Below are 25094 nucleotides of genomic sequence, written 5' to 3'. Positions count from 1 at the left end.
GCGGGCAGCAGAAGCGGAATCAAGCATCAAAAAGCCCATCAATTCCTTCACCCCCGTAATTGCGTAAAATAACTCACCATCCGCTCGTCAACGAACCACATCACGCTCATGCCTGACCTCAATCCTCGCCAGCTTCTGCTCGACATGTACACTGCGGCCGTCGACGCCGTCAGTGCGGACAAATGTCTTCCTGCCTTCCTGCCGAAACCGTCTCCAAACGGCCGTACGCTGGTGATCGGTGCAGGCAAAGGCGCAGCGGCAATGGCAAGGACTGTCGAGCAGCATTGGGAAGGTGACATCAGCGGGCTGGTGGTTACCCGCTACGAGCACGGTGCGGAATGCAAACGCATCGAGGTGGTGGAAGCGGCACATCCGGTTCCGGATGAAGCAGGACGCCGTGCCGCCGGGCGCATGATGGAGATGGTCACGGGACTGACTGAGAACGACCTGGTACTGTGTCTGATTTCCGGTGGTGGCTCCGCGTTGCTGGCCCTGCCGGGCGAAGGCATCACGCTGGAGCAGAAGCAGGCGGTCAACAAGGCCTTGCTCAAGAGCGGTGCAACCATTTCGGAAATGAATTGCGTGCGCAAGCACTTCTCTGCCATCAAGGGTGGCCGTCTTGCGCTCGCATGCGCGCCGGCACGCGTCGTGACTCTGCTGATTTCCGATGTGCCGGGAGACGATCCGGGCGTCATCGCCAGCGGCCCCACCTTGCCCGATCCCACAACCTGCGCCCAAGCGCTGGCTATCCTGCGCAAGTACGAGATCGAAATTCCTCCCAACATGGAAGACTATCTCGCATCCGGCGCAGGCGAAACACCCAAACCGGATGATCCTCGCTTTGCGCGCAACAGCCATCATGTGCTTGCGACCGCCCAGCAGGCGCTGGAAGCGGCAGCCGATGTTGCCCGTAACGCAGGCATTACGCCTTATATTCTGTCCGACGAAATGGAAGGCGAAGCACGTGACGTCGGCATGGTGCATGCGGCCCTCGCGCGTCAGGTCGCCTTGCGCGGCCAACCCTTCAGCAAACCATGCGTCATCATTTCCGGCGGCGAAACGACGGTCACCGTGCGCGGCAAGGGACGTGGCGGGCGCAATGCCGAATTCCTGCTCAGCTTTGCGGCCACCATGAACGGCATGCCGGGCGTCCATGCAATCGCCTGCGATACCGATGGCATCGATGGTTCCGAAGACAACGCGGGGGCGTTGTACAACCCGCAATCGGTCTCGCGCGCCGAAGCGGTCGGCATGCGCGCGCGCGCCATGCTCGACAACAACGATGGCTATGGCTTTTTCAGCGCACTGGGCGACCTGGTCGTCACTGGTCCGACGCGCACCAACGTCAATGACTTCAGGGCGATCCTGATTCTTTGAGTTACCAGGGCGGCTATAACCTGATTCATTCTTAACCAACAGCGCGAGTCCCGCATGCCGGGCTCGGTGGCGGCTTGCGCCTGTTCGAACTGCAAAGTGAACAATATGCGACGTCAACGCAAGGCAAAAATCGTAGCGACTCTCGGGCCGGCCACTTCGAGCAAGGAAGCCATACAGGCTTTGTTTGAAGCGGGTGCCGATGTCTTCCGTTTCAATTTCAGCCATGGCTCCCACGACGACCATCGCGCCCGTTACGACATCGTGCGAGAGGTCGAGCGTAGTGTTGGCCGCCCGATTGCCATCCTGGCCGACCTGCAAGGACCGAAACTGCGTATCGGGCAATTCGCTGAAGGCAAGGAAGTGCTGAAAGCCGGCCAGGAATTTACGCTCGATCGCAATCCTGCACCCGGAGACCGCAAGCGTGTCTGCCTGCCGCATGCCGAACTGTTCGATGTCATCGCCGCAGGTCAGTCCCTGCTGATCGATGATGGCAAACTGCGGCTGGAAGTCATCGAGAGCGACGGATACACGATTCGCACCACCGTCGTCGCCGGCGGCACCATTTCCGACCGCAAGGGCGTCAATGTACCGGATGTCGTGTTGCCGATTCCCGCATTGACTGAAAAGGACAGGCGCGATCTCGACTTCGCGCTGGCTCTCGGTGTCGACTGGATCGCCTTGTCTTTCGTGCAGAGGCCGGAAGACCTGCTGGAAGCTCGCGAACTGATCCGGGGGCGCGCCGGCCTGCTGGCCAAGCTGGAAAAGCCTGCTGCGCTGGATCGTCTCGACGATATCGTGCGTGTGTCCGACGCCATCATGGTGGCGCGGGGCGACCTGGGAGTGGAGCTGCCGCCAGAACGCGTACCCGGTGTGCAGAAGCGTATCCTGCGCACGTGCAGCCAACAGGGTAAACCGGTAGTCATCGCCACTCAGATGCTGGAGTCGATGATCTCGGCGCAGGTACCAACACGGGCGGAAGCCTCCGATGTCGCCACCGCAATCTATGACGGCGCGGATGCCGTGATGCTGTCAGCCGAATCGGCAAGCGGCGCCTATCCGGTCGAGGCGGTTGCCATGATGGACCGTATTATTGTCGAAGTCGAACGTGATCCACTCTACCGCAGTCTCATCGATGCGCAGCGCGGCGATCCGCTGCCGACGCGTGGCGATGCGATTTGTGCGGCGCTACGCAGCGTGACGCAAATTCTTGGTGCGCGCGTCACGATCACCTATACGACTTCCGGCCATACCAGCTTGCGCGCCGCTCGCGAACGACCCGCGGCACCGATCCTGAGCATCACGCCGCATATGTCGACCGCCCGCAAGCTGGCGCTAGCCTGGGGTGTGCACACCACGGTCAGCCCGGATGTGCGCAGCGTTGATGAAATGGTTGCTGCAGCCTGCCGTACCGCATTGAGGGAAGGATTTGCACAGCCGGGCGATCAGGTGGCAATTGCCGCCGGTATGCCGTTCGCCGAATCGGGAACCACCAATCTGCTACGGATTGCCGAAATCTGGGACCAGCCGACATGATTGCAAAAGGGCGGTGCTTCAGGATCGGAATACGCTGAGCGCTCGCACCAGCTTGCGGGTCTGGTCCTGCAGGCTGTGCGCGGCAGCAGCGGCCTGCTCATTGCCATGGCGCGCCAGATGGTTCTTCGGTAATTACATACTGCGCGCACTCTCCGCAAGCTGTCTCGCCAGTCTCTGGTGTGCTTCGATGAGTGTGCCGGTTTCCACCGTGATGCAACGACCTTCGCGCACGATAACGCGGCCATTGACGATGCTGTAGGCGACATTGACCGGCGTGCTGAACACGAGCGCGGCAACCGGGTCGTGCAGCGCACCGGCAAAGCCGATGTGGTTCAGGTCGAACAGCACGATATCCGCCGACATGCCGGGTGCCAGTGCGCCGATGTCGTCGCGGTTCAATACCTTCGCCCCGCCCAGCGTCGCAATCTCCAGTGCCTGACGCGCCGTCATGGCATCGGGTCCATAACCCACGCGCTGCAGCAGCATCGCCTGTCGCACTTCACCGAGCATGTGGCCTGAATCGTTCGATGCCGAGCCATCGACACCCAGACCCACGGGCACACCGGCATCGATCATTTTGCGTACCGGTGCAATACCCGAGGCCAGGCGCATGTTCGAACAGGGGCAGTGTGCAACACCGGTACCGCTATGCGCGAACACGCGCACGCCGTCATCGTCCAGCTGTACGCAATGCGCATGCCAGACGTCATGCCCTATCCAGCCGCAGTCTTCTGCGTACTGCGCCGGCGTCATGTTGAATTTTTCGCGGCTGTAGTCAATGTCGGTCACGCTCTCGGCGAGGTGCGTATGCATGGAAACACCGAAGTGGCGCGCCATGGTTGCCGATTCGCGCATCAGGTCACGCGATACCGAGAACGGCGAGCAGGGCGCAACGACAATGCGTTGCATCGCATGCCGTGACGGGTCGTGCCAGGTTTCGATGAGGCGTTGCGTATCTTTGAGGATGGCGTTTTCTTCTTCGACGACCCGATCTGGCGGCAAGCCCCCTTTGCTCTCCCCCACGCTCATCGAACCGCGCGCTGCATGAAAGCGCATGCCGATCTGATGCGCCGCTTCGATACTGTGGTCCAGACGGCAACCGTTCGGATAGATATAGAGATGATCGCTGGTCGTGGTGCAGCCTGACAGCAGCAGTTCGGTCATCGCGGTCTGTGTCGACACGCTGACCATCTCCGGTGTCAGGTTGGCCCAGATAGGGTAGAGGTTCTGCAACCAGTTAAACAGTTCGCCGTTCTGCGCAGCCGGGACGACACGCGTCAGGCTTTGATACATGTGATGATGGGTATTGATCAGGCCGGGCATGACGACATGGCCGCGTGCATCGATGACTTCGTCCGCCATCGCCGGCAGCGCGTCGGTGGAGCCAACCTGTTCGATCACATTGTCGCGGATGAACACGGCACCATCGGCGATTTCACGCCGGTCCTTGTCCATCGTTACCAGCACATGTGCATTCTTGATAAGAAGGGTTTTGCTCATGATGTTCGATTGATGTTGCGTGTGTTATGCCATTATTCCGTACGGGCGATCTCGCGCTTATCGCTTGCTGCCGAAATTCATCAGGAAATGCAGAAATACCTGTGCCGATACCTCGGCATCTTCGGCTGTCATCGTCTCCATCGGATTGTGGCTGATGCCGCCATTGCCGCAACGGATGAACAGCATCGCTACGTCGGTGATCGCCGCCATGGCCATCGCATCATGGCCAGCCCCGGATGTCAGCATGAATGGTGTGACACCCGCATGGGTAACGGCATCGGACAATTGCGTCATGAGCCGGCTCGCACAGGGAATGGCCGCAGCAGTCATCAGGTGCTCCACCGACGCCTGCACTTTCCGGCGCGCGCAGATGGCGTCCATTTCATGCAGGATATCCGCCAGCGCCGCATCGCGTGTCTTGTCTTCAGCCGCACGTACATCCAACGATAATCGGCATGCGCCCGGGATGACATTCACAGAACCGTGTGGAACCTCGATCTGGCCCACGGTGCCCACCAGCGATGGATACCTGGCACAGCGTTCTTCAATATACAACACCAGTTCGGCCGCGGCGGCTACGGCATCCCTGCGCAACGCCATCGGCGTCGTGCCTGCATGACCCGCCACGCCGGCGATGCTGATCATGTGCCGGGAACTGCCCGCGATGGAAGTCACGATGCCGACCGGCAGGTTGCGCTCCAGCAGGACCGGCCCCTGTTCGATATGCACTTCGACGAACCCGAGCAGGTCTTCCCGGCGTCGTGCGATCCGCGCAATGTCGTCCGGGTTATGTCCGGCATCCAGGAGGGCTGCACGCATCGTGATGCCTTCCGCGTCGTATTTGTCCAGCAGGGACATATCGAAGCGGCCGGCGATGGCATTGCTGCCCAGGAAAGTGCTCTTGAAACGCACCCCTTCCTCTTCCGCAAAGCCGATGATCTCGAGATGAAAGGGAAGGCGTTGGCCACGCTCGTGCAAAAGCCTCACGACTGCAATCGGCAACAGAATGCCTGTCCGGCCATCGTATTTGCCGCCGTTGCGCACCGTGTCGTAATGCGAGCCCGTCATCAAGGTTTTCGCATTCGGGTCATCTGACAGATAACGGCCACTGACATTGCCGACTGCATCGATAGCGACTTCCATGCCGGCCTCACGCATCCAGGTGGCAAGCTGTACCGCGGTCTTGCGGTGCGCCATGGTCATGTAGGCGCAGGTTAGCCCCTCATCGTCATCGCTCCAGCTGCCAATGACGTCGGCCCAATCCATGATGGTGCGGCCGAGCACCGGCGCCGGTGGCGTACTGGAAAAGAAATGGGTTTTGATAGAGAGATCGGTCACGCTTTACATGGGCAGGAGTGCTGACAGGATGTCATCATGACCGATAGTAAAGCCCACCGCCTGCGGGAGTATATGAATCCAATGATAGATGGCTTCAGTGTGTCGATATATATAAGCCGGGAGCCACTGCCAGTGACGAGGAAGAACTCAGTCTGCCATACGGGCAGGCCACCGGTCCGATGCACCTGCCTCGTTATTTACGCTCTATTTTGGCAATAGCGACTTGGCCGTTCCTGAAATCAGTTCGCGCAACCATTTATGTTCGGGAGCATGGTGGACACGTTCATGCCATAGCTGATAGAAGCGCATGGCTGGAAACTTGATCGGCACGGTGAAGGTTTTCAGCGGCAGGTTCTTCTCATAGAAACGCATGAACTGCCGGCCAGTCGTCAGTACCAGGTCGCTACGGGTGAGCATATATGGGATCAGACCGAAATACGCTGACTCGACCACGACATTGCGGTGCAGGTTCTGGCGCGCGAGGAAGGATTCGATCACTCCAAAGTAGCCGGCCAGCATCTGCGATGGCGCGACATGCGGCAGCGACAGGTAATCTTCAACGGTCATCTCTTCGGGGCCGGTGCGCAGCGCATACGCACAGTCGGCGCGCATGATGCAGGCGATCTCATCTTCGAACAGCTTGGACATGTGCAGGTGCTGAGGCGGTTCTTCCCAGTTGGCGATGACAAGGTCGAGCTCACCATCCGACAGCAGTTTCAGATAGTCGATCTCCGGCCCCAGTCCATGGATGACGACCCGGCTGCGAGGCGATTCACGGCGCACGCCAGCGACAATGTTGGGCAAAAACTGGCTGTCGAGATAGTCGGGCGCTGCGATATGGAAAGTGCGAGCCTCATGCTGCGGTGCGAAAGCCGCCTTGTGTGCAAACAGCTTTTCCGTTTCGTCGAGGATCTGCTTGGCCGGTTTCAGCAGGCTTTCGCCGTGCTGGGTTGGCACCATTCCCCGGGCACCCCGTACCAGCAAAGGATCACCGGTCAGTTCACGCAGCTTGCGCAGCGAGGCGGAAATGGAAGGTTGCGGCTGATTGAGCTTCAGCGCGACGCGCGAGACGTTCTTCTCTGACAAAAGCAGGTACAGAATGCGGATAAGATGTATGTCCAAGTGATCTGGCAAGCCTGCCATTACAGCCTCTATATTGGGTTGGGTATGCAAAATATACTTTATGCGCCATGCTTCGGGCTACAAAAAAGTCTATCTTGTCATGGTGGCGCATCAAACCGCATTGGATGAATGCCGGGTATATCGGAAGTTCAACATTTCCGGCATGCGAAGCGTGCCAAAGCCACCCGATTTAATCGGGACGGCACAGCTGGGATCATGTACTCATGCGAGCCGGATGGTCGCACGCGGTGCCAACAGAGTTCTGTAGTACTCCCAAGGGAGTGTGAGTTGGAGGCAGGGAGACCTGCCTCCTTTTTTATTGGTCGTGGACGTCGAGGTAGTACCGGTAATACAGAGCGTTTTCGATCGCCCCGCATGCTAGCGCTTACGATGCGGTTGGACGACCTAATGCCAGCACGCGCTGCAGGAGTGCCCCAACCTTGAACTGGCGCTGTTTGCTGCGCAAGCCCTGTAGATAGGTAGAAGTCGACATAGGCACAACCCGCTCCGGCAAATTGGAGAGCACGCTTGCATGCTCGGCTTCTGCGTCGCCGATCAGCAGCACGATCGCTTCCGTTCCGCGCGCCAGTTCCCTTCCGAGGATTTCTCCCGCCGCCTGCTCGTTCTGGTGACGCGCCATCTCGTCGCTGTGCCTGCGCTTGAGCACAATGAATTCTTCGAACTCTTCGGTGCACTGCACGCTGACGCCGTGGCCGTCATTTGAACGTATCCATTCAAGGGCATCCGGCACGCCGGGGATGTCGATGTGGGACAGCAGGGCATGCCTGACCATGTCGGGAATCAGAATGCGGATGTCCGGTGCAAGCGATAGCAAGGTATCAAGTTCGTCGACATCGGCCAGGTCGATCAGGGGTTGGGCATCGGTAACGATCAAGGAAGTAGTGTTCATGGCGGCTCTCCGGTCGCCATCCGATTCAAGTCTGGATTGGCGACATGTCATCACGGTAAGTGAACTGTATATTTATACAGTATAAGCGCGATTCTTGAAAAAGCACCAGAACCATCTGTAGCGAAAAGTTACCTGCTTTAAAAGCGTTATGAAAAAATCAGCTACTTACAGGGCTTAATAAGAAGCTTTCAGGTGTATTTGGTTTGCGCAATTGTTACGAAATAGAACGCTAGCGCATACTGCCAAAGAGATGGCGAAAACTGCGCATGTGGCTCCGGATGGCGTCCTTGTCTGCAGGAATCAAACTATAGGCGAGCCCGATGCGGCTAATCAGTGCAATGACGTCATCCAGCGATGCGTGCGTCCCATCATGCTGTTCGACGTAGCGCCGGTACGGTTCGTCAAGCACCTTGTGCCACAAGGGCTTGATATTCTCGACGATGTAGGGGAGCACTGCCGTGGTCACACTCCTGGCCAGATAGTCGTGATGAAACCCCGCGTGACGCTGCCGGTAGAGGGCAATGAAACAGATGCATTCTTCGAGATACGCCCCGAAGTCACGCTCGTAGTCTGACAAACTGCGTTGCATCTCTTCGAAAAACGACTGGTTCTCCGCACTGACGGCGGCTTCAATCAGTTCGTTTTTGGAACCGTAATAGCGATACAGGGTTCTGCGCGAGATGTTGGCGCGCTTGGCCACATCGTCGACAGTGAATCCTTCGATGCCGAGTTCGGACATGCAATCGAGCGCGGAACGCAAGATCACGGATCGCCCGTCCTCAAAATAATCCATCCGGGTAGCGTCGCCCCAGCGAAGTTGTCGACTCATACAGATCTTTCCTCTTGATACGCGGTGCGCTTTTCGTTGCGAAGTGCCTCTAGTATTGCATGAACCCTCGGGCTATTGCACAAATTCTAAATTTCGTGCCACAATCGTGACACATTTAATTAATTTCGTGCCATAGACACTCGGAAGCGGTCAGCCGCATGTCGCCCCACTTGTGTCTGAAGTGCGCGTCAATAAACAACAGCAACATATCGCAACGCAACGATCAACCATCAACAGGAGAATATCCATGAACCCAGCCTGGCTTGGTCCGATTCGGCAGATAGGCTACGTCGTCGACAGCGTAGACGCCGCCATGGCACATTGGACACGCCACACCGGAATCGGCCCCTGGACCTGCTTTCGTAACGTGACAATGGAGGGGCAGCAGCACGGCGAAGGGACCCATATCAGGATGAATGTCGGTCTTGCCTACCAGGGAGAATTACAGATCGAGTTGATTGAACCGTTGAACGATACGCCGTCGCCGTATCGGGGAGCGAACGGGTGTCTCCTGGTCGGGATGCATCACATTGCGTGGTTAAGCCGTAACCTCGAGCACGATATTGCCCGGGTGACTGCCAGCGGTCTGGAGATGTGCTTTCAGGGTGGAAACGCATCGACGCGCGTGGCTTATCTTGAGCAGCCTGGCTTGCCGGGTACGCGCTTCGAACTGATTCAGGTGACCGACGAAGTAGAGGCCATGTTCTTGCGCGGCATCGAGGTCAGTCGATCGTGGGATGGCGGCTACCACGTCGAGGATATCAATCTGGACCAAACGGGGAATTAGATGATACGTCAAGCAAGACTCTATGGGCCGCGGGACCTGCGCGTCGAGGAAGTGCCGTTTCCAACCATGCACGACGATGATGTGCTGGTCGATGTATCGGCTTGCGGCATTTGCGGCAGCGACCTCGGATTCTACGAACGCGGCAGCATACGTGGTGACGGACAGCCGATGCCGCTGGGCCACGAGTTTTCCGGCGTGATACGCGCTGTGGGTTCGAGCGTCCAGCACTTCGTTCCCGGCATGCGCATCGTCGTCAATCCGATGGCAAACGGCGTCATGATCGGGATAGGAAGCGACGACGGCGCATTGTCACCGACCGTCTGTGTGCGCAATGTGAGCCGAGGTCCGATTCTTCATGCATTGCCCGACCACGTTCCCACCGAACTCGCCGCACTGGTTGAGCCATTGGCAGTGTCTCTACATGCGGTCAACCGATCACGAATAACGGCTGGCGAGCGCGCGCTCGTACTGGGTGCAGGTGCGATCGGTCTGGGTATCGTTGCAAGTCTGAAGCAGCGTGGCATTGCGCAGATTGCAGTGGCCGATGTGTCCAGCAAGCGTCTGGAGATCGCGGCCAGACTCGGCGCGGATGTGCTGATCGATCCTGGACACCAGGATGTATGGCAATCGCTCGCGCAAACCCACGGCACGGTTCCAACGCTTCTCGGCACTGTAGCACCCGCCACTCACGTGATCTTCGAAAGCTCTGGCGTGGGCAGTGTACTGCATGACGCGATCAGTCATGCGCGCGACGGAGCACGTATAACGGTGGCCAGTACTTATAAGCAGCCGCTATCGATTGACTTTTCGATTTTGCTGGTCAAAGAGCTGGAGATGATCGGCACGATGTGCTACCCGACGGAATTCGCGGCGGCGCTTGACCTGATAGCGTCCGGGACATTCGAGGTAGAGGCGATGATCAGTCACCGCTTTGCTCTCGGCGAGATCGACAAAGCCTATCAAACTGCCGCTAACCCACATGCTTCGGCGAAGGTATTGGTTATGCCCGGCGGGTAAGGCAAGACAAGACAGTCATGAATCGGTGGATGTCGATTGGGTTCATGGCAATGACTGACAGCACCACGGTGCGCACCCGCCAGCATGCGGCCGGCGCCCAAGACCTTGCCATCCTTGCTAACCAATTCAAAGCTCATGTCGTTTGCGTTTGTTGATCGGAAAAGAAGGCAATGAATTGCCAAACTATAGCAAGGAGCCCATGCATTCAAAGTTGTGTGGAAGCAGGTAGCAATCTGCTCATGGATATTTCATTTTTGTTCATTAGTGCTTTGTCATCTAGTGCCCGTGTCGATGGTGGATGTCCGGGTAATGCTTGTGCGAATGCCGAAGTACGCCATGAGGGTGCGGATGCACGTGCGGTTCGCTTCCATCCCAATCAAAATCGTGCTTGTGCTGGTGATGTGCGTCATGTCGATGTGCGTGGGTATGGTCCATCGGCTCATGGGTATGCTCGTGCTCATGCGATTCGGTCAGATGGAGCCAGATACCCGCTCCCATCAACGCCGCCGCAATCCAGAACACCAGCTCCGGGGATTCACCCAGCATGAAGAGAGAAAGCGCCGCCCCGACAAAAGGCGCGGCCGAAAAGTAAGCGCCGGTCCTGGCTGTGCCCAGGTGACGTAGTGCGAGCACAAACATGACCAGGCTCAGGCCATAACCACAAAAGCCGACGGCACCGGCGGTGACAGCTGTTCTTGTTTCCGGCAGCTCATATCCCAGAGCAAAGGCAAGTCCCAGATTGACCGAACCGGCTACCAGACCTTTAATGCCCGCGGTCTGTACCGCATCGCTCGCGGAGACCTTTCTGGTCAGGTTGTTGTCAATCGCCCAGCAGAGGCAAGCCGCTGTAATTGCAATGGCACCCCAGGGCACCCCCAGCGCTGGACGTTCGCTCCAGGACAGGAGTACGCCCGCCACCACAATCAACACCATGCCGGCAAAAATTCGCTGATCGAAATTTTCCTTGAAGATAAACCAGGCCAGAAGCGCGGTAAGTACGCCTTCCATGTTGAGCAGAAGCGAGGCCGAAGATGCGGGTGTGAGAGTCAGGCCGACCATCAAGAGCAACGGCCCGGCGATGCCGCCTGCGACAATCGCGCCAGCCAGCCATGGCAAATCCGGCTTGGTCAAGGGAGCTACATTAGTTTGCTGATTGTTCCGAGTCGCAATTTTTCTGAAAACAAACCAGGTCAGCAATCCGAGCCCACTGCCTAAATACAGCAGCCCCGCCAGGGTAACGGGCGCAATCTGGCCGACCAGTGTCTTTGCGAATGGTGTGCTGGCGCCAAAAAGCACTGCAGCCACCAGTGCATAAAAGACGCCACTATGCATAAAAATTCTCCATTCGTATCTTGCTATTCCAGTTTAGGGACACATCTAGGAGTCTTTAGTTGTGCATGTACAATACCGCTTCGTTAACAACAGGGATCAACGGGATAACCGTGTAATCCTGCCTCAGTGGATATATTAATTATCCTTGGACTCATTCTTCTCAATGGCGTTTTCGCCATGTCTGAACTAGCCGTCGTTTCTTCCAAACGTATCCGGCTCGAAAAACTTTCTGAAAACGGCAGCCGCGGAGCGCGCGCAGCGTTACAGCTGGCTGATAGCCCAAGTCGCTTCCTTTCTACCGTTCAAGTAGGCATTACCCTCATTGGCATTTTCAACGGTGCTTTCGGTGAAGCCTCCCTTGTCGCGCGTCTGACGCCACAAGTTGCAAGCATCCCGGCTTTGGCCGAATACGCACGCGAAATGGCACTTGGTATTGTGGTTGTCGGCATTACCTTTGCATCGATTGTGCTTGGCGAACTCGTCCCCAAGCGAATCGCCATGCAATACCCGGAAGCCGTTGCCACAGTCATTGCCACGCCGATGCAGTGGCTGTCACGAATTGTCTCGCCTTTCGTGAAGATCCTTTCTGTCGCCACCGAAGCCATCATGCGCCTGCTTGGATTGCATAAGCATGAGGAGGCAAGGGTGACAGAAGAGGAAATCACCGGCCTCATCAAGGAAGGCACACATGCCGGCGTCTTCGAAAAAACCGAGCATGACATTGTCACGCGTGCACTTCGACTCGACGACCAGCGTCTTGGCGCGCTGATGACGCCGCGCACGGACCTTGAATTCATCGACCTCAACGACACGGTTGAACAAAACCTGGCCAAGATTGCAGATAGTCCGTTCAGCCGCTTCCCGGTCTGCCGCGGCAACCGTTCTGAAGTGATTGGCATTGTCCATGCCGGCGACTTGTTCGAGCAAGCGATTCGCGGCAAGGCCATGTCGAGTGTCGATATTGAGCAGGCCGTCAAACCACCGTTATACGTGCCTGAATCGGTCAGCGCGATGGATTTGCTGGAAACATTGAAGAAACATCGTTCCGAACTGGCTCTCGTTATTGATGAGTATGGTGAAATCCAAGGGATGGTCACGTTAAGCGATGTGATGGGTGCCCTGGTTGGCGATGTGTCGGTCATTGATGATGACGAACACGAGGCCGATGCCGTACAGCGGGAAGATGGTTCGTGGTTGATTGATGGTGGGGTGTCGCTCGACCGCTTCCGCGATATTATGGATGTTAATGTCCGCTTCCCCGAAGAGGCGAATGGGAACTACCATACGCTTGCAGGCTTTGTTCTGGCACAGCTTGGTCATATCCCCGAAGCTTCCGAACACTTTGAATGGAATGAGTACCGATTCGAAGTCATCGATATGGACCGCCAGCGGATTGACCGCCTTCTCATCTCGCGCATACCGAAAGCCGGGACCACAATCACTGAACAGGCTCAGTAGGTAATCCACTTTCTATACTGTGCACGGATGCACATCACAAAGTAAAACCCGCATGGACAAACGCCTCATGCGGGTTTTTTCTTGTAAGGGAAGTCATCCCCTAATAGGGCACTCTCACAGTGCCGTGAACGGTAATTCCTGGTTCGACGACTATGGGTGGAGGAACCGGAACATACACTGGCGCGGGCACGTAGTGGCCATGGCGTGCTCCCTTACACTTGCGCTCCTCTTTGTATTCGCCATTCTTCTCGAGTTTACGCTCCACCTTACAGTTGCCGTCCCAATACTCTTCCTTGTACTCGTGACGATCGTGGCCGCGGCCACGTCCCTTGCCGTGCCCGCTTTCATCTTTGTGGGGGTCAGCGAAGGCCGATATCGGAAGGAGAATCGCTGCAGAAAGTAAATATATGGAAAGTTTTTTCATGGTCAGTTAAGGGTTTTCTTTCTCATCATAGAGATATTGGTTGCAATGAACCAGACAGGAGGTGCAAAAACTGTAACGGAGTATTTCTTGGTTATCCGAATAGTTTACTTATGGATGCGCCTCTGGCGAGGTATCAAGGCGCTCGGTTGTGTCGCGTTGCGGGAAGGTGCTTATTATGTAGCCCGGGCCAACGCGCTGGAAAGCAACGTCTCGCTGTATTACACCGTTGATGGCGTTCGCAAGACGATCAAGTATGTCGACGCACCCGTAACGCCACATGTCTGGCATGCCTTGCGGATGAGCTATAAAGGGAACAGCATCCAGGTTTCACTGAATGGTAAAGCGTATATCGACACAAGGGACAGTCACATTTCCGGTCCAGGCAAAGTAGGCGTCTGGACCAAAGCTCACAGCGTGACCGTCTTTGATGATTTCACCCACAACGCGCTACGGGCAGTAAATGACAGCAACAATCATTTGCTGTGTCGGACATCCGCTTTCGGAGATGGCGACGGTCCCCGGCAAGAGTCGTTTTCTGAAGCCAGCAATGCGCGCTTAATCAACGCCAGCTTCGATCCGATTACGCCCATTGGCTTTTGCCTGATAGAGCCTGCGATCGACTAGTTCCACGAATTCGCTTAATTCATCCTGCGAGTCAGGCACCACCGTTCCAATGCCCATGCTGACAGTCACGCTACTGGCGACATGGGATTGGGCATGGGGGATGCCTTCCCTCGTAAGCAGTTTGCGACAACGCTCGGCGACTTGGAGTGCGACGGCAGCATCAGTTTCCGGCAGTACCAGTACGAATTCCTCACCCCCCAAGCGAGCGCAGAGGTCGCGCGAACGGCCAGCGGCCGTATCAAGCACATGCGCGACACGCTTGAGGCATTCATCGCCAGCCCGGTGTCCGTAGTGATCGTTGTACTGTTTGAAGAAATCGATATCGACAAGGATCAAAGAAATCGGGAGCCGGCTTGCGCGGGATTTTGCCCACTCAACGTCGAGGAGTGCATCCAACATCCGTCGGTTGGCTACGCCAGTCAAACTGTCCTTGTAGGACAAGGTCTCAAGTTCCTCCTGTAACTTCAAGATCTTGTCTTCGGCTTTTTTTCGCTCACTGATGTCAAACATGAACCCGACGAGTGAATCAACCGTACCATCCGGCTTGCGTAAGACATGCACCACATCGCGAATCCAGATGTATTCTCCATCCGCCGTAATGGCGCGGTAGTCAGCCTCATGGTCAACCCCTTGTTGAGACTGCGAAACGCAGAAATCCACCGTCTTTTGGCGATCTTCAGGGTGAATACGGTCGGCCCAGTCGTTGACGGACACCCAACTGGCTTGCGTCCAACCAAGAAGTTTTTCGATCTGCGGCCCAATATAACTGAACTGCATGGTGCTCCAGTCGATTCGCCACGGAATAGCCTTGGTTGACTCGAGCAGCGTTCGGTAGAAGCTTGGGTCTTCATACGTGGTTTCGCGAGCAGGCAATTCAATTGTCATTAGGTTACCTCGGCTTAACAGAGCAGCTACACACTGCTCTCGGGATACTGGCTAGCTTGCCATAAATTTCTGAAAAGAAATACCTTATCTTTATCTTATAGTTGCTTATTTTCGGCATCATAGCCAAAAGCAGAAATAGTGCAGTTGGAGAGTTAAATCAACAGATGCAACGCAACAACAATAACAAATCGTAGTACTTACGCTGTTGTGCGGACTTTGTTGCTCACGGTATATTGCTTGTCCTTCCTTTGCTCTGCCTGCATGAAACGCTTCAGGCATATTTTTTTCACCATGAAATTCTTCAAGTATTGCGTTGCAGCTCTTCTTCTTCCCCTCGCACTTTCGGGTTGCGGTGTTCTTGCAGCGCCTTGCCGGGTCGCTTCGGCTGGCATCAAGATGGTGCCCATTGTCGGACATGTGGCCGCCGTACCTACCGACGCCTGCGCTGCGGTGATCGACCCCTGAACCCGTTTCGTTCACTCCGCATGGCTTTCACGGCTATGTGCAAAAAGACATCTTCGGCCGTAAAGGCTTATACTCTCGGTCCCTGTCGTTTCGGCTGACGGGGACATCGACGTTTCCGGCATAACAAGTTCAGCGGCTAACGGCATGCGAATCCATGAAACAGGCATGTCATTGTCAAATGAATTCGATGTTGGACCCTGCGCGATCAAAACGCGCGCTTCCCCGACACAGTAAACTGGTATGTAGCCGCCGCGCAGCCGCGTGATTTGTTGCGTAGCTTTGCCCGCGGCCGCTGCATGCTTTTTCATTGTCAACACTTTAGGATTGATAGCAGATTGAATACCACACGAAACAAGCGCTGGAATGGACATCTTGACAGCCTTCCGCGCGACTTCCTGAAGGAAGTACAGACGAAAATGGAATCCTACGGCGACAAGGTTCAGTTTTCCCTGGTCAGCGGTGGCGGGCATCCAAGCTACCAGGTAACAAATACACTTGGGAAAAAAATGGCGTTCGACCGCAATCATCATTTGTTGAATGCGGACGAGGCGGACTTTGCAGGCGCCAATGCAACCGGCATGTTGACTATTGACCAGATCAAAGCGGCCATTGCAGGCGTGGGTCTCAACTCTGGATCGATGGCGAAATCAGTGCGGGTCACCCGCGCCAGCCCGGGAACCAAGCGCACGTCGGCAGCGAAGGTAAACGAACTGTTCGCGGTAGAACGCTACGAGTACTTCAAGAACAACCGGCAAACCCTGCCGCCAACGATCTCTGAACACAGCGATGAAATCACCGCGCTGATGCAGAACGGTAAGTCGGCCGCCGATGCGTTTAATGAAGTGGTTGCCAAGTACTATTCCTGATCAACTGTAAAGGAGGCTTGCAGTTGGTGTAGCAGGCAGCATGTGCACCGAATCGATGTTGCCGGCATTCCCTGCGAGTCGTCTTTCTTTTAACCCGATGGCGGCACAGCCCTCTCGATTGATTGTTTGAGGGTCGCGTCATCTTGCGTCGACTCTGGCTGCGGGTCTGCGGTTTCAGGGGATTTTTCCCTGACGGTTTTTGCAACCGCTTCTGAAGGGCTTGCCTGTGTCGTCAGTCCCTCCGCGCCGACATTCTGCGGCATGCGGCCAACCCGTCGAGCTTCATCGGATTGTTCGTCGAAATTTTGTTCCTCTGCGACCGAATAGCGGCCGTCTTGCGGATTGTCCTCGGAAGACTGCGACAGCGAGTGCTCCGACTGCGTACTCTCATCAAGCTGCGGATGGCCTTGCGGCATTGCCTGAACGCTTTTTCCCTTGTCTGCCGATTGCTGGTTGCTTGCCATGATGAATCTCCTGGTTGAATAATTGTCCACGTTGATGAGAGCGTACAAGGCGCTACAAGTTGCGCAACAATCCGACATGAGGATTTGCGATGATGATGGCATGTGCGACTATTCATGCACATGCGGTAATGAAGGGATATGCCATGGGAATGAATGATAAATATGCGACGCAGGAGCCGGATCGGTCGGAAATCGATGCGCTGGAGGGACCGGCGGTGGTGGAGTTCGGCGCACCCTGGTGTGGCTTCTGCCTTGCGGCGCAGGCACCAATTGCGTCTGCGTTTGCCACGCATCCGGACGTACGTCATATCAAGATTGAGGACGGCAGCGGCCGTCGTCTTGGACGCTCGTTCAAGGTCAAGCTATGGCCAACACTCGTGTTCCTGAATAATGGTCAGGAAGTTGCGCGGCTCGTTAGGCCGGCTGACGAAAAATCGATACGGGACGCGCTGCGGAAGATCGATCCACGCGGTCAGTAAAACGACATGTATTTACTGGCCCTGTACTAACAGCTAGCTCTAGCTATGGGTCAAGCAACGCTTCGCAACGTGTAGAACGCATATTGCAAATGTTGCGCGAAAAAACGCGGACTGCAATGCAAATACATGCAGTCCGCGCCGGTGCTGAATACAGCGGGGTGTCGCCAACCCGCTGTATCCGTTTCGACTAAGCGGCTCAGTAACTCAGCGATTGAGAAACTGAGAACCCGCGAACCCGACCTTAGTGGCGACGATTACCAGTCACGCGTTCGGCACCGTAACGGACAGCGTCCTTCACCTTGTCCCAGGTGCTGCCGGGATGGTTGGATTCCCAGTCGCTACGCAGTTGCGGTTCTACGTCGTTCCACTGGTAGTTCTTGTAGCGATCACTGCCGGCCATGGTCGAGCCATAACGATAGGCGGCATCATAGTCTTCATAGCGTCCGCCCGAAGTGCCATAGGCAGTCTGCCAGTGACGACGGAAGTCTGCATCATCGCCAGTCAGTGTACTGCCCGTTGTGCCGCTGGTCGCAGTTGTTCGGCCGGCACCCAGCTGCTCGACTTCAACGTCGGTACGACGCACCGTGTCGTTGATGCTTTCGGTACGCTGCGAGACTTCCTTGCCGACGACCACTTCTTCAACGACCCGGGCAGTTTTGGAGACGACGGCTTCCTCGGAGGTTTCGCGCAGTTCGATCGAGCCTTCCTTGAATGCGGCGAGATCGGCCTCGGTAGCTGGCTTGTCGACCGCATGACGTTCAACCTTTACATGCTCCTGGCGCAATTGCACGGATTCATGTACCGGTGTTTCACGAACGCGCTGGAACACGCGCACACCGCCGCGCTGGACCTGGCGCTTGCCGACCTTCAATTCTTCCTCGATCACCGGAATGCGGGACGATCCTGTCGTATCGGTTGTCGTGGTCTTGCCGGTGGCGCCAGTGGTGCCGGTGGTACTACGGGCTTGCGTATAGGCGGCGCGCTCCCTGTCGATTTCATCTCGGGAATAACGCGGTGCGCTGTCATCGTAGCCGGACCAGCCCTGTTGTTTCCAGTGGCTGCTGCGCTCATCGACATCAACCGGATTGAAGCGGTTCATGATGTCAGCGGCACGGTCCTGCTCCTGCTCGCTGTCGACATCAACGGTCAGCACATAGCTGCCACGACGTACCGATTCGGCATAGACATCATGGTGCTGCGTATTGTCGTCACCGCCGAACAAGGAGCGGAAGAAACCACTGATACCACTTGCCCCGTGTGTATCGGTAGTCGAAGTGCCGGTGGCCGTGGCCGTCGTGCCGGCATCGTCACGATCCGGGTTGAGCTGAACACGCGAGCGTTCGAAACCGGCAGTTAAAAGCGCTTGCACCGCATTTTCCGCATCGGTGAAGTTGTCGTAGACACCGACCACGGTGTCACTGCCTCCGTCGTCAATCGAGGTGCTGCCTTCGCGATAGATCTGCTGGCCGTTACTACTCCGCCAGTGCTGCTCGAAATGCGCTGCGTCTTCATCCGAACGGGGTTTCACGCCCATCAGAATGCCGCCTTCCTTCAGGCCGCTCTCGTAACGCTTGACGCGCTCTTCCGGTATACCCCAGCCGATCAGCGCGCCGAGCAAGCCACCCGTGGCAGCGCCTGCACCTGCGCCTGCAGCCGCTGCTGCAAGTGGGCCGGCAATCACCAGGCCAAGGCCTGGGAGGGCTATACTTGTACCAGCGGCAGTCATTGCTGCCAGCACGGCGCCCAGGGTGCCACCGACCGCCCCGCCTACACCGGCGCCTTCAGCGGCCTTATTGCCCAACTCTGTGGTTGCAGAATCGCCATCGGCGAAATAGCGCTTGCGAGTGTCGTCCGACATGACGACATTGATATCGTCCTTGGAATACCCACGTTCCGACAGACCTTGATATGCGCGCTCTGCGCTGTCTCTATCGTAGAACAGGCCAGTTAGCATTCCCGGATCCTTCTTGGTCGAGGTTGTTTCCATTTCTATCTCCTATTCAGATTACGTATGAAGCACGGGTTCGCATTCAACAGTGCGCTTCGACTAAACTTTCACACCTGAAAGACTCCTCGAAGGCGTACGTCTGAACTCCTTTACACCGAACCATGCATTGCCAAAGCGTCCTGCGCAAGATTCCTGTCAGCTATTCAGTTACTGGTTGACGAATCCACAATGGTTTTGTAAGAAGCCGATAGCCCCGTGAAGTTCCTTAACCAATTGCTAGCAAAAAAGGCAGCGATGCAATTAGTTTGAATGGGAAATGAAAGGGAGCGCGCTGCACTGTCAGGCGAGACAGTCGCGGTAAATGTGTGGCCGCCCGTTAAGGTTTGCGCGGTATGATCTTTCCCCACGGCGCGACAAGTCGACAATGAGATGCAGTCACCCTGACCAGGGAAAGGAAGGGAAACGGGAAGGGGAATTGGGAGCATGCCGGAGCACGCACCCCTGGTTTATGCGAATAGCCAGTAAGCGATAGTTACGGCCACAATTGCGAATAACACATTCGCAACGACATCCTCGGCGATCATCCAATACCCCGTATCTACGAAAGCTCTTTCGAGGCAGGACCTGCGCAGAAAGTTTGCGCTGTGGCGCGTAACGTCGACTTTGCTCAATACGGTAACGAAGTGTTAGCAGTCCGGGATAGGCGGTGATGCCCGCACATTGACACGGCCGCAGTGAGGCAACTATCGGTATGTTCGAGCCGGGCTTGTCGTCAAGCCACGTACAACCAGTCCGGCACCGAATGCGGCATATACAAGGAAAAGGGACGCAGAGGAAAGTCGTTTTTCGTAGCCAGGGTGCAGCCGCCGCGGTGTCAGGTGATAGTCGGTGAAGCAGGCCATCGCCGCAACGGCCGCTCCGCCTGTCAATGCCGTTGGCAAGTCGCGTCTGTCCGCACGTTCTCCGAACCAACGTTCGTAGACTACTGCCCATAAGGTGGACGAGGCATGATGGATCGCATAGCCGGTTCCGGTGTAACGCAGTGTCCTCCCGTTACGATAGAAGGCGTGATCGCCAAAGAACCAGTGGCTGATCGCATTGGTGGGCGCGTAAGGCGTACCTTCTTCCTGCTCCCCGCGTGCACTCAGGACAATTGTCGACAGCACGCTGGCAATGCTTCCTGAGATAAGACCATCCCGCATCGCCTGACGCCATGACTTCATGCTTCCTCCATGCAATATGACACGCGCAGGAAAGTTGGCGTGCCCGCAATGAACTCCCGGTGGTCGGCACCGGTCGTATTTACCATGCATTTGTGACGTGCAAAAACAAGGCTGGTTCCCTGCGGCGGAATGCAACCAAGCGGGAAGTGACAAGCACGTATTGCCCATGCGGTGTGGTGCCACCCATAACAAAGGAGCTGCAATTGGTCGTGTTGCTGACCGGAGCAAGCGGATTCATAGGAAGCCATCTGGCAAAGGCGATTGCCGCCGCCGGGCATCGCGTGATATGCGCCGTTCGCAAGCCAGGCGCGCATCACGATCCGCGCTTTGGCTACATTGCCGCCGACTTCACCCGTGACTTTGACAGTAGTGCATGGCTTCCCCGTCTGGCCGATGTTGACGTCGTCATCAACGCAGTAGGCATCATCCGCGAGACGGGCCAGCAAAGCTTTGATGCGATCCATGTGCGCGGACCGGTCGCGTTGTTCAAGGCCGCCGCCGACAGCAAGGTAAAGCTGGTCGTGCAGATTTCCGCACTGGGTGCGGACCAGCATGCGCAAAGCCGCTACCACCTCAGCAAGAAGCAGGCGGACGACTTTCTTGCAAGCCTGGATCTGCCTTCGGTCATCGTACAGCCGTCCCTGGTATATGGACCGGGCGGCACCAGCGCCCGTTTGTTCACTACGCTGGCGAGCTTGCCTCTGATTGCCTTGCCTGGCACGGGGACGCAGAAGGTGCAACCGGTGTATATCGACGACGTGGTCGCAGCCATCCTGGCCTTGCTGGACAAGGTCGCGCGATTCGATATTCAGAAAGGGACGCGTATTGCGCTGGTTGGTCCGGAGCCGCTTTCATTGCGCGATTTCCTTTCGACCCTGCGGACCGCGATGCGGATGGGGCGCCCGCGTTGCATCCCCATGCCCATGCCGCTGGTGCGGCTGGGGGCGCGTCTTGCCAATCTTCTTCCCGGCAGCCTTCTCGATCCGGAAACGTTGCAGATGCTTGAACGTGGCAATACCGGCAGTGCTTCAGCAATGACTTCCTTACTCGGTCACGCACCGCGTGCAGTCCGAGATTTCGTTGCGCCGGGAAACGTCGCCAATACCCGGCTGCATGCCAAGCTGAACTGGCTGCTGCCGATGCTGCGTGTCGGCATTGCCCTGGTGTGGATTGTCACCGGCATTGTGTCCATGGGTTTGTATCCGGTTGCCGATAGCTATGCCCTGCTGGAACGCGTAGGCATCAGCGGCATCCTTTTACCTCTGATGTTGTACGGCGCGGCACTGATGGACTTCGTCTTCGGCGTGGCTACGCTGATGATGAAGCGCCGTCGCTGGCTGTGGCTGGCACAGATTGTCGTCATTCTTTTCTATACTGCCATCATCACCTGGAGACTGCCCGAATTCTGGCTTCATCCCTATGGGCCATTGCTGAAGAACCTGCCGATGCTGGCCGCAATCTGGTTATTGCTTGAACTTGAGCCCGAACTGAAGGAGCGCTGATGAGCTATGTCGTTCTTAAATGGCTGCATATCATGTCGTCGACCTTCCTGTTCGGCACCGGTGTGGGCTCGGCATTCTATCTGCTGTTCACTACCATGAGCCGCGACGTTCGTGCGATTGCAGTGGTGGCACGTATCGTCGTGCTTGCCGACTGGCTGTTCACCTCAACCACCGTCATCATTCAGCCGCTCACCGGCTATCTGATGATGCGTACGGCGGGATTTCCGATGAGCAGCCGCTGGATCATGTGGTCCGTCATTCTCTACGTCATCGCCGTTGCCTGCTGGCTGCCAGTACTGTGGCTGCAGATGCAGCTCAAGCAGCTTTCCAGCGTTGCGGCGGACTCCGGTACGCCGCTACCCGATGCCTACTGGCGTTATTTCCGTTACTGGGTATTGCTCGGTGTTCCGGCCTTTTTCGCCTTCGTGACGATTTTCTACCTGATGGTCGCCAAGCCGTCCTGATAACAAGGAGTGTTCCATGGCCAGACGTCCCGGCATCTTCCCTACGTTCTTCATTTCCGGTTTCGAGTGCTCGACCTTTTTATGGAAGGATCAGGGCAGGCGCAACCTGGTCGCGGAAACCCAGCATGACCGCCGTGCCATGGAGGACTATCACATCCTGCGTGAACTGGGCATTGCGGTCGCACGTGAAGGAATACCCTGGCCGTTGGTGGACAAGGACAGGCACTATGATTTTTCCATGATCGATCCTTATCTCGAAGCAATGGACAAAGCGCAGATCCTGCCGATCTGGGACCTGTGCCACTACGGCTATCCGGAAGATACGGATCCATTCTCGGATGACTTCAGCAGTCGCTTTGCTGACTACTGCAGGGCGGCGGCGGAATACGTGGTGCCCAGGACCCGTGGGCCGCATTGCTTTACGCCGATCAATGAAATTACCTTCTTTTCCTTTTGCGGTGGCGAATGGGGATGGGTTGCACCTTATCGCAACAGCAGGGAAGACCGAATTGCGTTTCGCCTGGCGCTGTGCAAGGCAGCCATCGCCGGCGTCAAGGCTATTCGCGAGGTGGACCCGGACGCCCGCATGATTCATATTGATCCACTGGTACAGGTCGTTGCACCGCGTGACCGGCCCGATCTGATTGAGGCGGCGCGTCATGAAACCTGCGTCGATACGTTCCTGGCGTGGGACATCCTGTTCGGCAAGGAGCACCCAGAACTCGGCGGTACGCCGGAGGTGCTTGATATCGTCGGCGCCAATAACTATTCCTTCGGCCAGATGGAATACCGTGAACAAGGACCGCATGCCGCGCTGCCACCTGACGACGATCGCATCGTGCCGCTATGCGATATGCTGGGCACCGTCTGGGAGCGTTACCGACGGCCAATGATCATTGGCGAAACCAGCGGCATGGGAAAAGGGCGGGACGCATGGCTTAAGGACGTGATGGAAGAATCGCTTGCCGCAGTCGATCGCGGCATGGACCTGCAGGGCGTCTGTCTGTTCCCGGCGGTTGACATGCCGGACTGGCATACCGGTGAATGGCTGCATAACGGCATCTGCGATATGCTGGATACGGATGGCGTGCTCAAGCCGGTAGCCGATCGCGACTATGTCAATGAACTGCGTCGCTGGCAAAAAGAATTGAATCGCGTCACTAGGCTGGATGCTGACCCGTTTAGCGATCCCGTCGACCTGCAGGATGTCGTCGAAGCGGCACATCGCCTGCAACATCGACCCGATGCCAACTGGTGCTGAATCCTAGAGCGGGTGTCATATTGATGTGCTGTCGCCTCGGGCCGCCTTGACGCGCCGGGCGGCGTTGCTTGTCGCTTGTGTGGCCCGCCACACCGGGCTCCGCGCGCCTTGCCCTGCACGCCAAATCGACCCGCTTCTCCGCACACCAATATGACACCCGCTCTAGTCGAGGCGGCAGTGGCATTTCAGGACGCCGACATCCGCTCTTTCGAGGCGATGGATGGCTGTCAGCGGCAAGTGCTTGGGAAAGATGTGCGAGTGGGCAGCGCGTAATGCCGCAAACCTTGCCTTTTCTCAACTTCGCGTAATATGGTGCAAGACAGACATGCGCGGCATGTCGTTTTCTAACTCACTGCTTGCACCGATTTCACATGAGCGATTTCCCGAAAGACATCTTTACCGAGCCGTCTATGGACGTGCTTACCTTAAACAACCTTGGCCCTTTGCGTGCAATGGCCGGCGTATGGGAAGGCACCCGCGGCCTGGATATCAAACCCAAGGCGGACGGCCCGCGCAAGCAGGCTTTCGTGGAACGCATCGAATTGCAACCCATCGATCCTGTCACCAACGGACCGCAGCTATTCTACGGACTGCGCTACCATACCCATGTCACAAAACCCGACCAGGTAAAAACCTACCACGATCAGGTCGGTTACTGGCTCTGGGAGCCGGCTACCGGCACGGTCATTCAGACGCTCGCTATTCCACGCGGGCAAATTGCCATGGCGATGGGTAAGGCCAGTGCCGATGCGGTCAGTTTCGAACTACTGGCAACCCGTGGCGACGACAGCTACGGGATCCTGTCCAACCCGTTCCTGGAATACGCATTCAAGACCATCGAATACCGGATTCAGGTCAATATTCACGCCGACGGAACATGGTCCTATGACGAAGATACGGTAATGATGATCAAGGATCAGGAGGAAGCTTTTCATCACCGCGACCGCAATACGCTCACCAAGGTCGCCGAGCCGACACCCAATCCCCTGGCACGATGATTTAATGAAATAAAGCAGGGCTGCTCTGCTGAAATTCGCCGCCTGGCGGCAGAAATGAAGTGCTGCATGGAACAGGTATAATGCGCGGAACAGTAGCAGCACGCTTGTCAAGACGATGCCTTAATGGCTCGTGAGTTCAGGGTAGCGGTCAATGGTCGACAGTTGCCAGTCGATGGTGACAGTTGGCTTTACCTGTTCCAGGAATTGGCCTGGAAACGAATGAACGTAGGTCTGTGTCAGAGTGGTTCGCCCAAGCGACGCTGACGCAGTAAATGTACTTTTCATCTG

24 protein-coding genes and 1 pseudogene are annotated in these 25094 nt (G+C 56.7%); 13 read left to right on the top strand and 12 right to left on the bottom strand.

Features of this window, described 5'->3' with window-relative positions:
- Window positions 1-108: 108 nt before the first annotated feature.
- Both ACFQUU_RS00750 and pyk read left to right on the top strand, forming a co-directional pair.
- Complete coding sequence (locus ACFQUU_RS00750) at window positions 109-1377, top strand: glycerate kinase (protein WP_382241186.1); 1269 nt, start codon at window positions 109-111, stop codon at window positions 1375-1377.
- 105 nt (window positions 1378-1482) lie between these two features.
- Window positions 1483-2910, top strand: coding sequence for a pyruvate kinase (gene pyk / locus ACFQUU_RS00745; protein WP_382241183.1), 1428 nt, complete (start codon window positions 1483-1485; stop codon window positions 2908-2910).
- Between the two features lie 132 nt (window positions 2911-3042).
- On the opposite strand, the gene ACFQUU_RS00740 is transcribed toward pyk, so the two are convergent.
- The 5 genes and pseudogenes from ACFQUU_RS00740 to ACFQUU_RS00720 all read right to left on the bottom strand — a co-directional run bounded on the left by ACFQUU_RS00740 (window position 3043) and on the right by ACFQUU_RS00720 (window position 8609).
- Window positions 3043-4410 (bottom strand): 8-oxoguanine deaminase, encoded by a 1368-nt coding sequence (locus tag ACFQUU_RS00740; RefSeq protein ID WP_382241180.1) that lies wholly within the window; start codon window positions 4408-4410, stop codon window positions 3043-3045.
- 57 nt (window positions 4411-4467) lie between these two features.
- Window positions 4468-5697: pseudogene (locus ACFQUU_RS00735) on the bottom strand (allantoate amidohydrolase); the annotation flags it as partial.
- Window positions 5698-5952: 255 nt separating this feature from the next.
- Window positions 5953-6891: a LysR substrate-binding domain-containing protein gene (locus ACFQUU_RS00730; protein WP_382241177.1), complete on the bottom strand. Its 939-nt coding sequence runs from the start codon at window positions 6889-6891 to the stop codon at window positions 5953-5955.
- A 364-nt stretch (window positions 6892-7255) separates the two neighbouring features.
- Complete coding sequence (locus tag ACFQUU_RS00725) at window positions 7256-7780, bottom strand: hypothetical protein (protein ID WP_382241175.1); 525 nt, start codon at window positions 7778-7780, stop codon at window positions 7256-7258.
- 229 nt (window positions 7781-8009) lie between these two features.
- Entirely contained in the window at window positions 8010-8609 is a 600-nt protein-coding gene (locus ACFQUU_RS00720) for a TetR/AcrR family transcriptional regulator (protein WP_382241172.1), read from the bottom strand.
- Between the two features lie 247 nt (window positions 8610-8856).
- Here ACFQUU_RS00720 and ACFQUU_RS00715 point away from each other — a divergent pair, with 247 nt between their 5' ends.
- Together ACFQUU_RS00715 and ACFQUU_RS00710 are read left to right on the top strand one after the other, a co-directional pair.
- On the top strand, window positions 8857-9396 hold the full coding sequence (locus ACFQUU_RS00715) for a VOC family protein (RefSeq protein WP_382241169.1): 540 nt from the start codon (window positions 8857-8859) through the stop codon (window positions 9394-9396).
- Complete coding sequence (locus tag ACFQUU_RS00710; protein ID WP_382241167.1) at window positions 9397-10413, top strand: zinc-binding dehydrogenase; 1017 nt, start codon at window positions 9397-9399, stop codon at window positions 10411-10413.
- Between the two features lie 276 nt (window positions 10414-10689).
- On the opposite strand, the gene ACFQUU_RS00705 is transcribed toward ACFQUU_RS00710, so the two are convergent.
- Window positions 10690-11745, bottom strand: a complete 1056-nt coding sequence (locus ACFQUU_RS00705) for an EamA family transporter (protein WP_382241164.1) — start codon at window positions 11743-11745, stop codon at window positions 10690-10692.
- 126 nt (window positions 11746-11871) lie between these two features.
- Here ACFQUU_RS00705 and ACFQUU_RS00700 point away from each other — a divergent pair, with 126 nt between their 5' ends.
- The gene (locus tag ACFQUU_RS00700) at window positions 11872-13203 is read left to right on the top strand and encodes a hemolysin family protein (RefSeq protein WP_382241161.1); all 1332 of its coding nucleotides are present in this window, start codon (window positions 11872-11874) and stop codon (window positions 13201-13203) included.
- Window positions 13204-13303: 100 nt separating this feature from the next.
- Here the strand turns inward: ACFQUU_RS00700 and ACFQUU_RS00695 are convergent, their stop codons facing one another.
- Window positions 13304-13627 carry a hypothetical protein gene (locus ACFQUU_RS00695; RefSeq protein WP_382241158.1) on the bottom strand — a complete coding sequence of 108 codons (324 nt, stop codon included), beginning with the start codon at window positions 13625-13627 and terminating at the stop codon, window positions 13304-13306.
- Window positions 13628-13672: 45 nt separating this feature from the next.
- Here ACFQUU_RS00695 and ACFQUU_RS00690 point away from each other — a divergent pair, with 45 nt between their 5' ends.
- Complete coding sequence (locus ACFQUU_RS00690; protein WP_382241155.1) at window positions 13673-14251, top strand: hypothetical protein; 579 nt, start codon at window positions 13673-13675, stop codon at window positions 14249-14251.
- On the opposite strand, the gene ACFQUU_RS00685 is transcribed toward ACFQUU_RS00690, so the two are convergent.
- Window positions 14183-15136, bottom strand: a complete 954-nt coding sequence (locus ACFQUU_RS00685) for a diguanylate cyclase (protein WP_382241152.1) — start codon at window positions 15134-15136, stop codon at window positions 14183-14185. The genes ACFQUU_RS00690 and ACFQUU_RS00685 overlap by 69 nt on opposite strands.
- Window positions 15137-15427: 291 nt before the next feature.
- Here ACFQUU_RS00685 and ACFQUU_RS00680 point away from each other — a divergent pair, with 291 nt between their 5' ends.
- Window positions 15428-15601, top strand: a complete 174-nt coding sequence (locus ACFQUU_RS00680) for a DUF6726 family protein (RefSeq protein WP_382241149.1) — start codon at window positions 15428-15430, stop codon at window positions 15599-15601.
- A gap of 335 nt (window positions 15602-15936) precedes the next feature.
- Window positions 15937-16467 carry a hypothetical protein gene (locus ACFQUU_RS00675; protein WP_382241146.1) on the top strand — a complete coding sequence of 177 codons (531 nt, stop codon included), beginning with the start codon at window positions 15937-15939 and terminating at the stop codon, window positions 16465-16467.
- Window positions 16468-16556: 89 nt separating this feature from the next.
- On the opposite strand, the gene ACFQUU_RS00670 is transcribed toward ACFQUU_RS00675, so the two are convergent.
- Window positions 16557-16931 (bottom strand): hypothetical protein, encoded by a 375-nt coding sequence (locus ACFQUU_RS00670; RefSeq protein WP_382241143.1) that lies wholly within the window; start codon window positions 16929-16931, stop codon window positions 16557-16559.
- Between the two features lie 143 nt (window positions 16932-17074).
- Between ACFQUU_RS00670 and ACFQUU_RS00665 the strand changes: the two genes are divergently transcribed.
- Entirely contained in the window at window positions 17075-17410 is a 336-nt protein-coding gene (locus ACFQUU_RS00665; RefSeq protein ID WP_382242151.1) for a thioredoxin family protein, read from the top strand.
- Window positions 17411-17651: 241 nt separating this feature from the next.
- Here the strand turns inward: ACFQUU_RS00665 and ACFQUU_RS00660 are convergent, their stop codons facing one another.
- The gene (locus tag ACFQUU_RS00660; protein WP_382241140.1) at window positions 17652-19397 is read right to left on the bottom strand and encodes a YsnF/AvaK domain-containing protein; all 1746 of its coding nucleotides are present in this window, start codon (window positions 19395-19397) and stop codon (window positions 17652-17654) included.
- Window positions 19398-20101: 704 nt separating this feature from the next.
- Window positions 20102-20581, bottom strand: coding sequence for a hypothetical protein (locus tag ACFQUU_RS00655; protein WP_382241137.1), 480 nt, complete (start codon window positions 20579-20581; stop codon window positions 20102-20104).
- A gap of 176 nt (window positions 20582-20757) precedes the next feature.
- Here ACFQUU_RS00655 and ACFQUU_RS00650 point away from each other — a divergent pair, with 176 nt between their 5' ends.
- The 4 genes from ACFQUU_RS00650 to ACFQUU_RS00635 all read left to right on the top strand — a co-directional run bounded on the left by ACFQUU_RS00650 (window position 20758) and on the right by ACFQUU_RS00635 (window position 24806).
- Entirely contained in the window at window positions 20758-22083 is a 1326-nt protein-coding gene (locus ACFQUU_RS00650; RefSeq protein WP_382241134.1) for an NAD(P)H-binding protein, read from the top strand.
- On the top strand, window positions 22083-22547 hold the full coding sequence (locus ACFQUU_RS00645; protein ID WP_382241131.1) for a DUF2269 family protein: 465 nt from the start codon (window positions 22083-22085) through the stop codon (window positions 22545-22547). The genes ACFQUU_RS00650 and ACFQUU_RS00645 overlap by 1 nt, the downstream gene beginning before the upstream one ends.
- Window positions 22548-22563: 16 nt before the next feature.
- A complete protein-coding gene (locus tag ACFQUU_RS00640) occupies window positions 22564-23808 on the top strand; it encodes a b-glycosidase (RefSeq protein ID WP_382241129.1) in 1245 nt (414 codons plus the stop codon).
- Window positions 23809-24179: 371 nt separating this feature from the next.
- A complete protein-coding gene (locus tag ACFQUU_RS00635; RefSeq protein ID WP_382241126.1) occupies window positions 24180-24806 on the top strand; it encodes an FABP family protein in 627 nt (208 codons plus the stop codon).
- Between the two features lie 120 nt (window positions 24807-24926).
- Here ACFQUU_RS00635 and ACFQUU_RS00630 read toward each other — a convergent pair whose 3' ends face one another.
- Window positions 24927-25091: a hypothetical protein gene (locus tag ACFQUU_RS00630; protein ID WP_382241123.1), complete on the bottom strand. Its 165-nt coding sequence runs from the start codon at window positions 25089-25091 to the stop codon at window positions 24927-24929.
- Between the last annotated feature and the right edge of the window lie 3 nt (window positions 25092-25094).

It is taken from the genome of Herbaspirillum sp. GCM10030257, from assembly GCF_042666555.1.
GTDB lineage: Bacteria > Pseudomonadota > Gammaproteobacteria > Burkholderiales > Burkholderiaceae_D > Noviherbaspirillum.
Note: the sequence above shows the minus strand (reverse complement) of the source record. Positions and strands in the feature narration are given on the sequence as shown.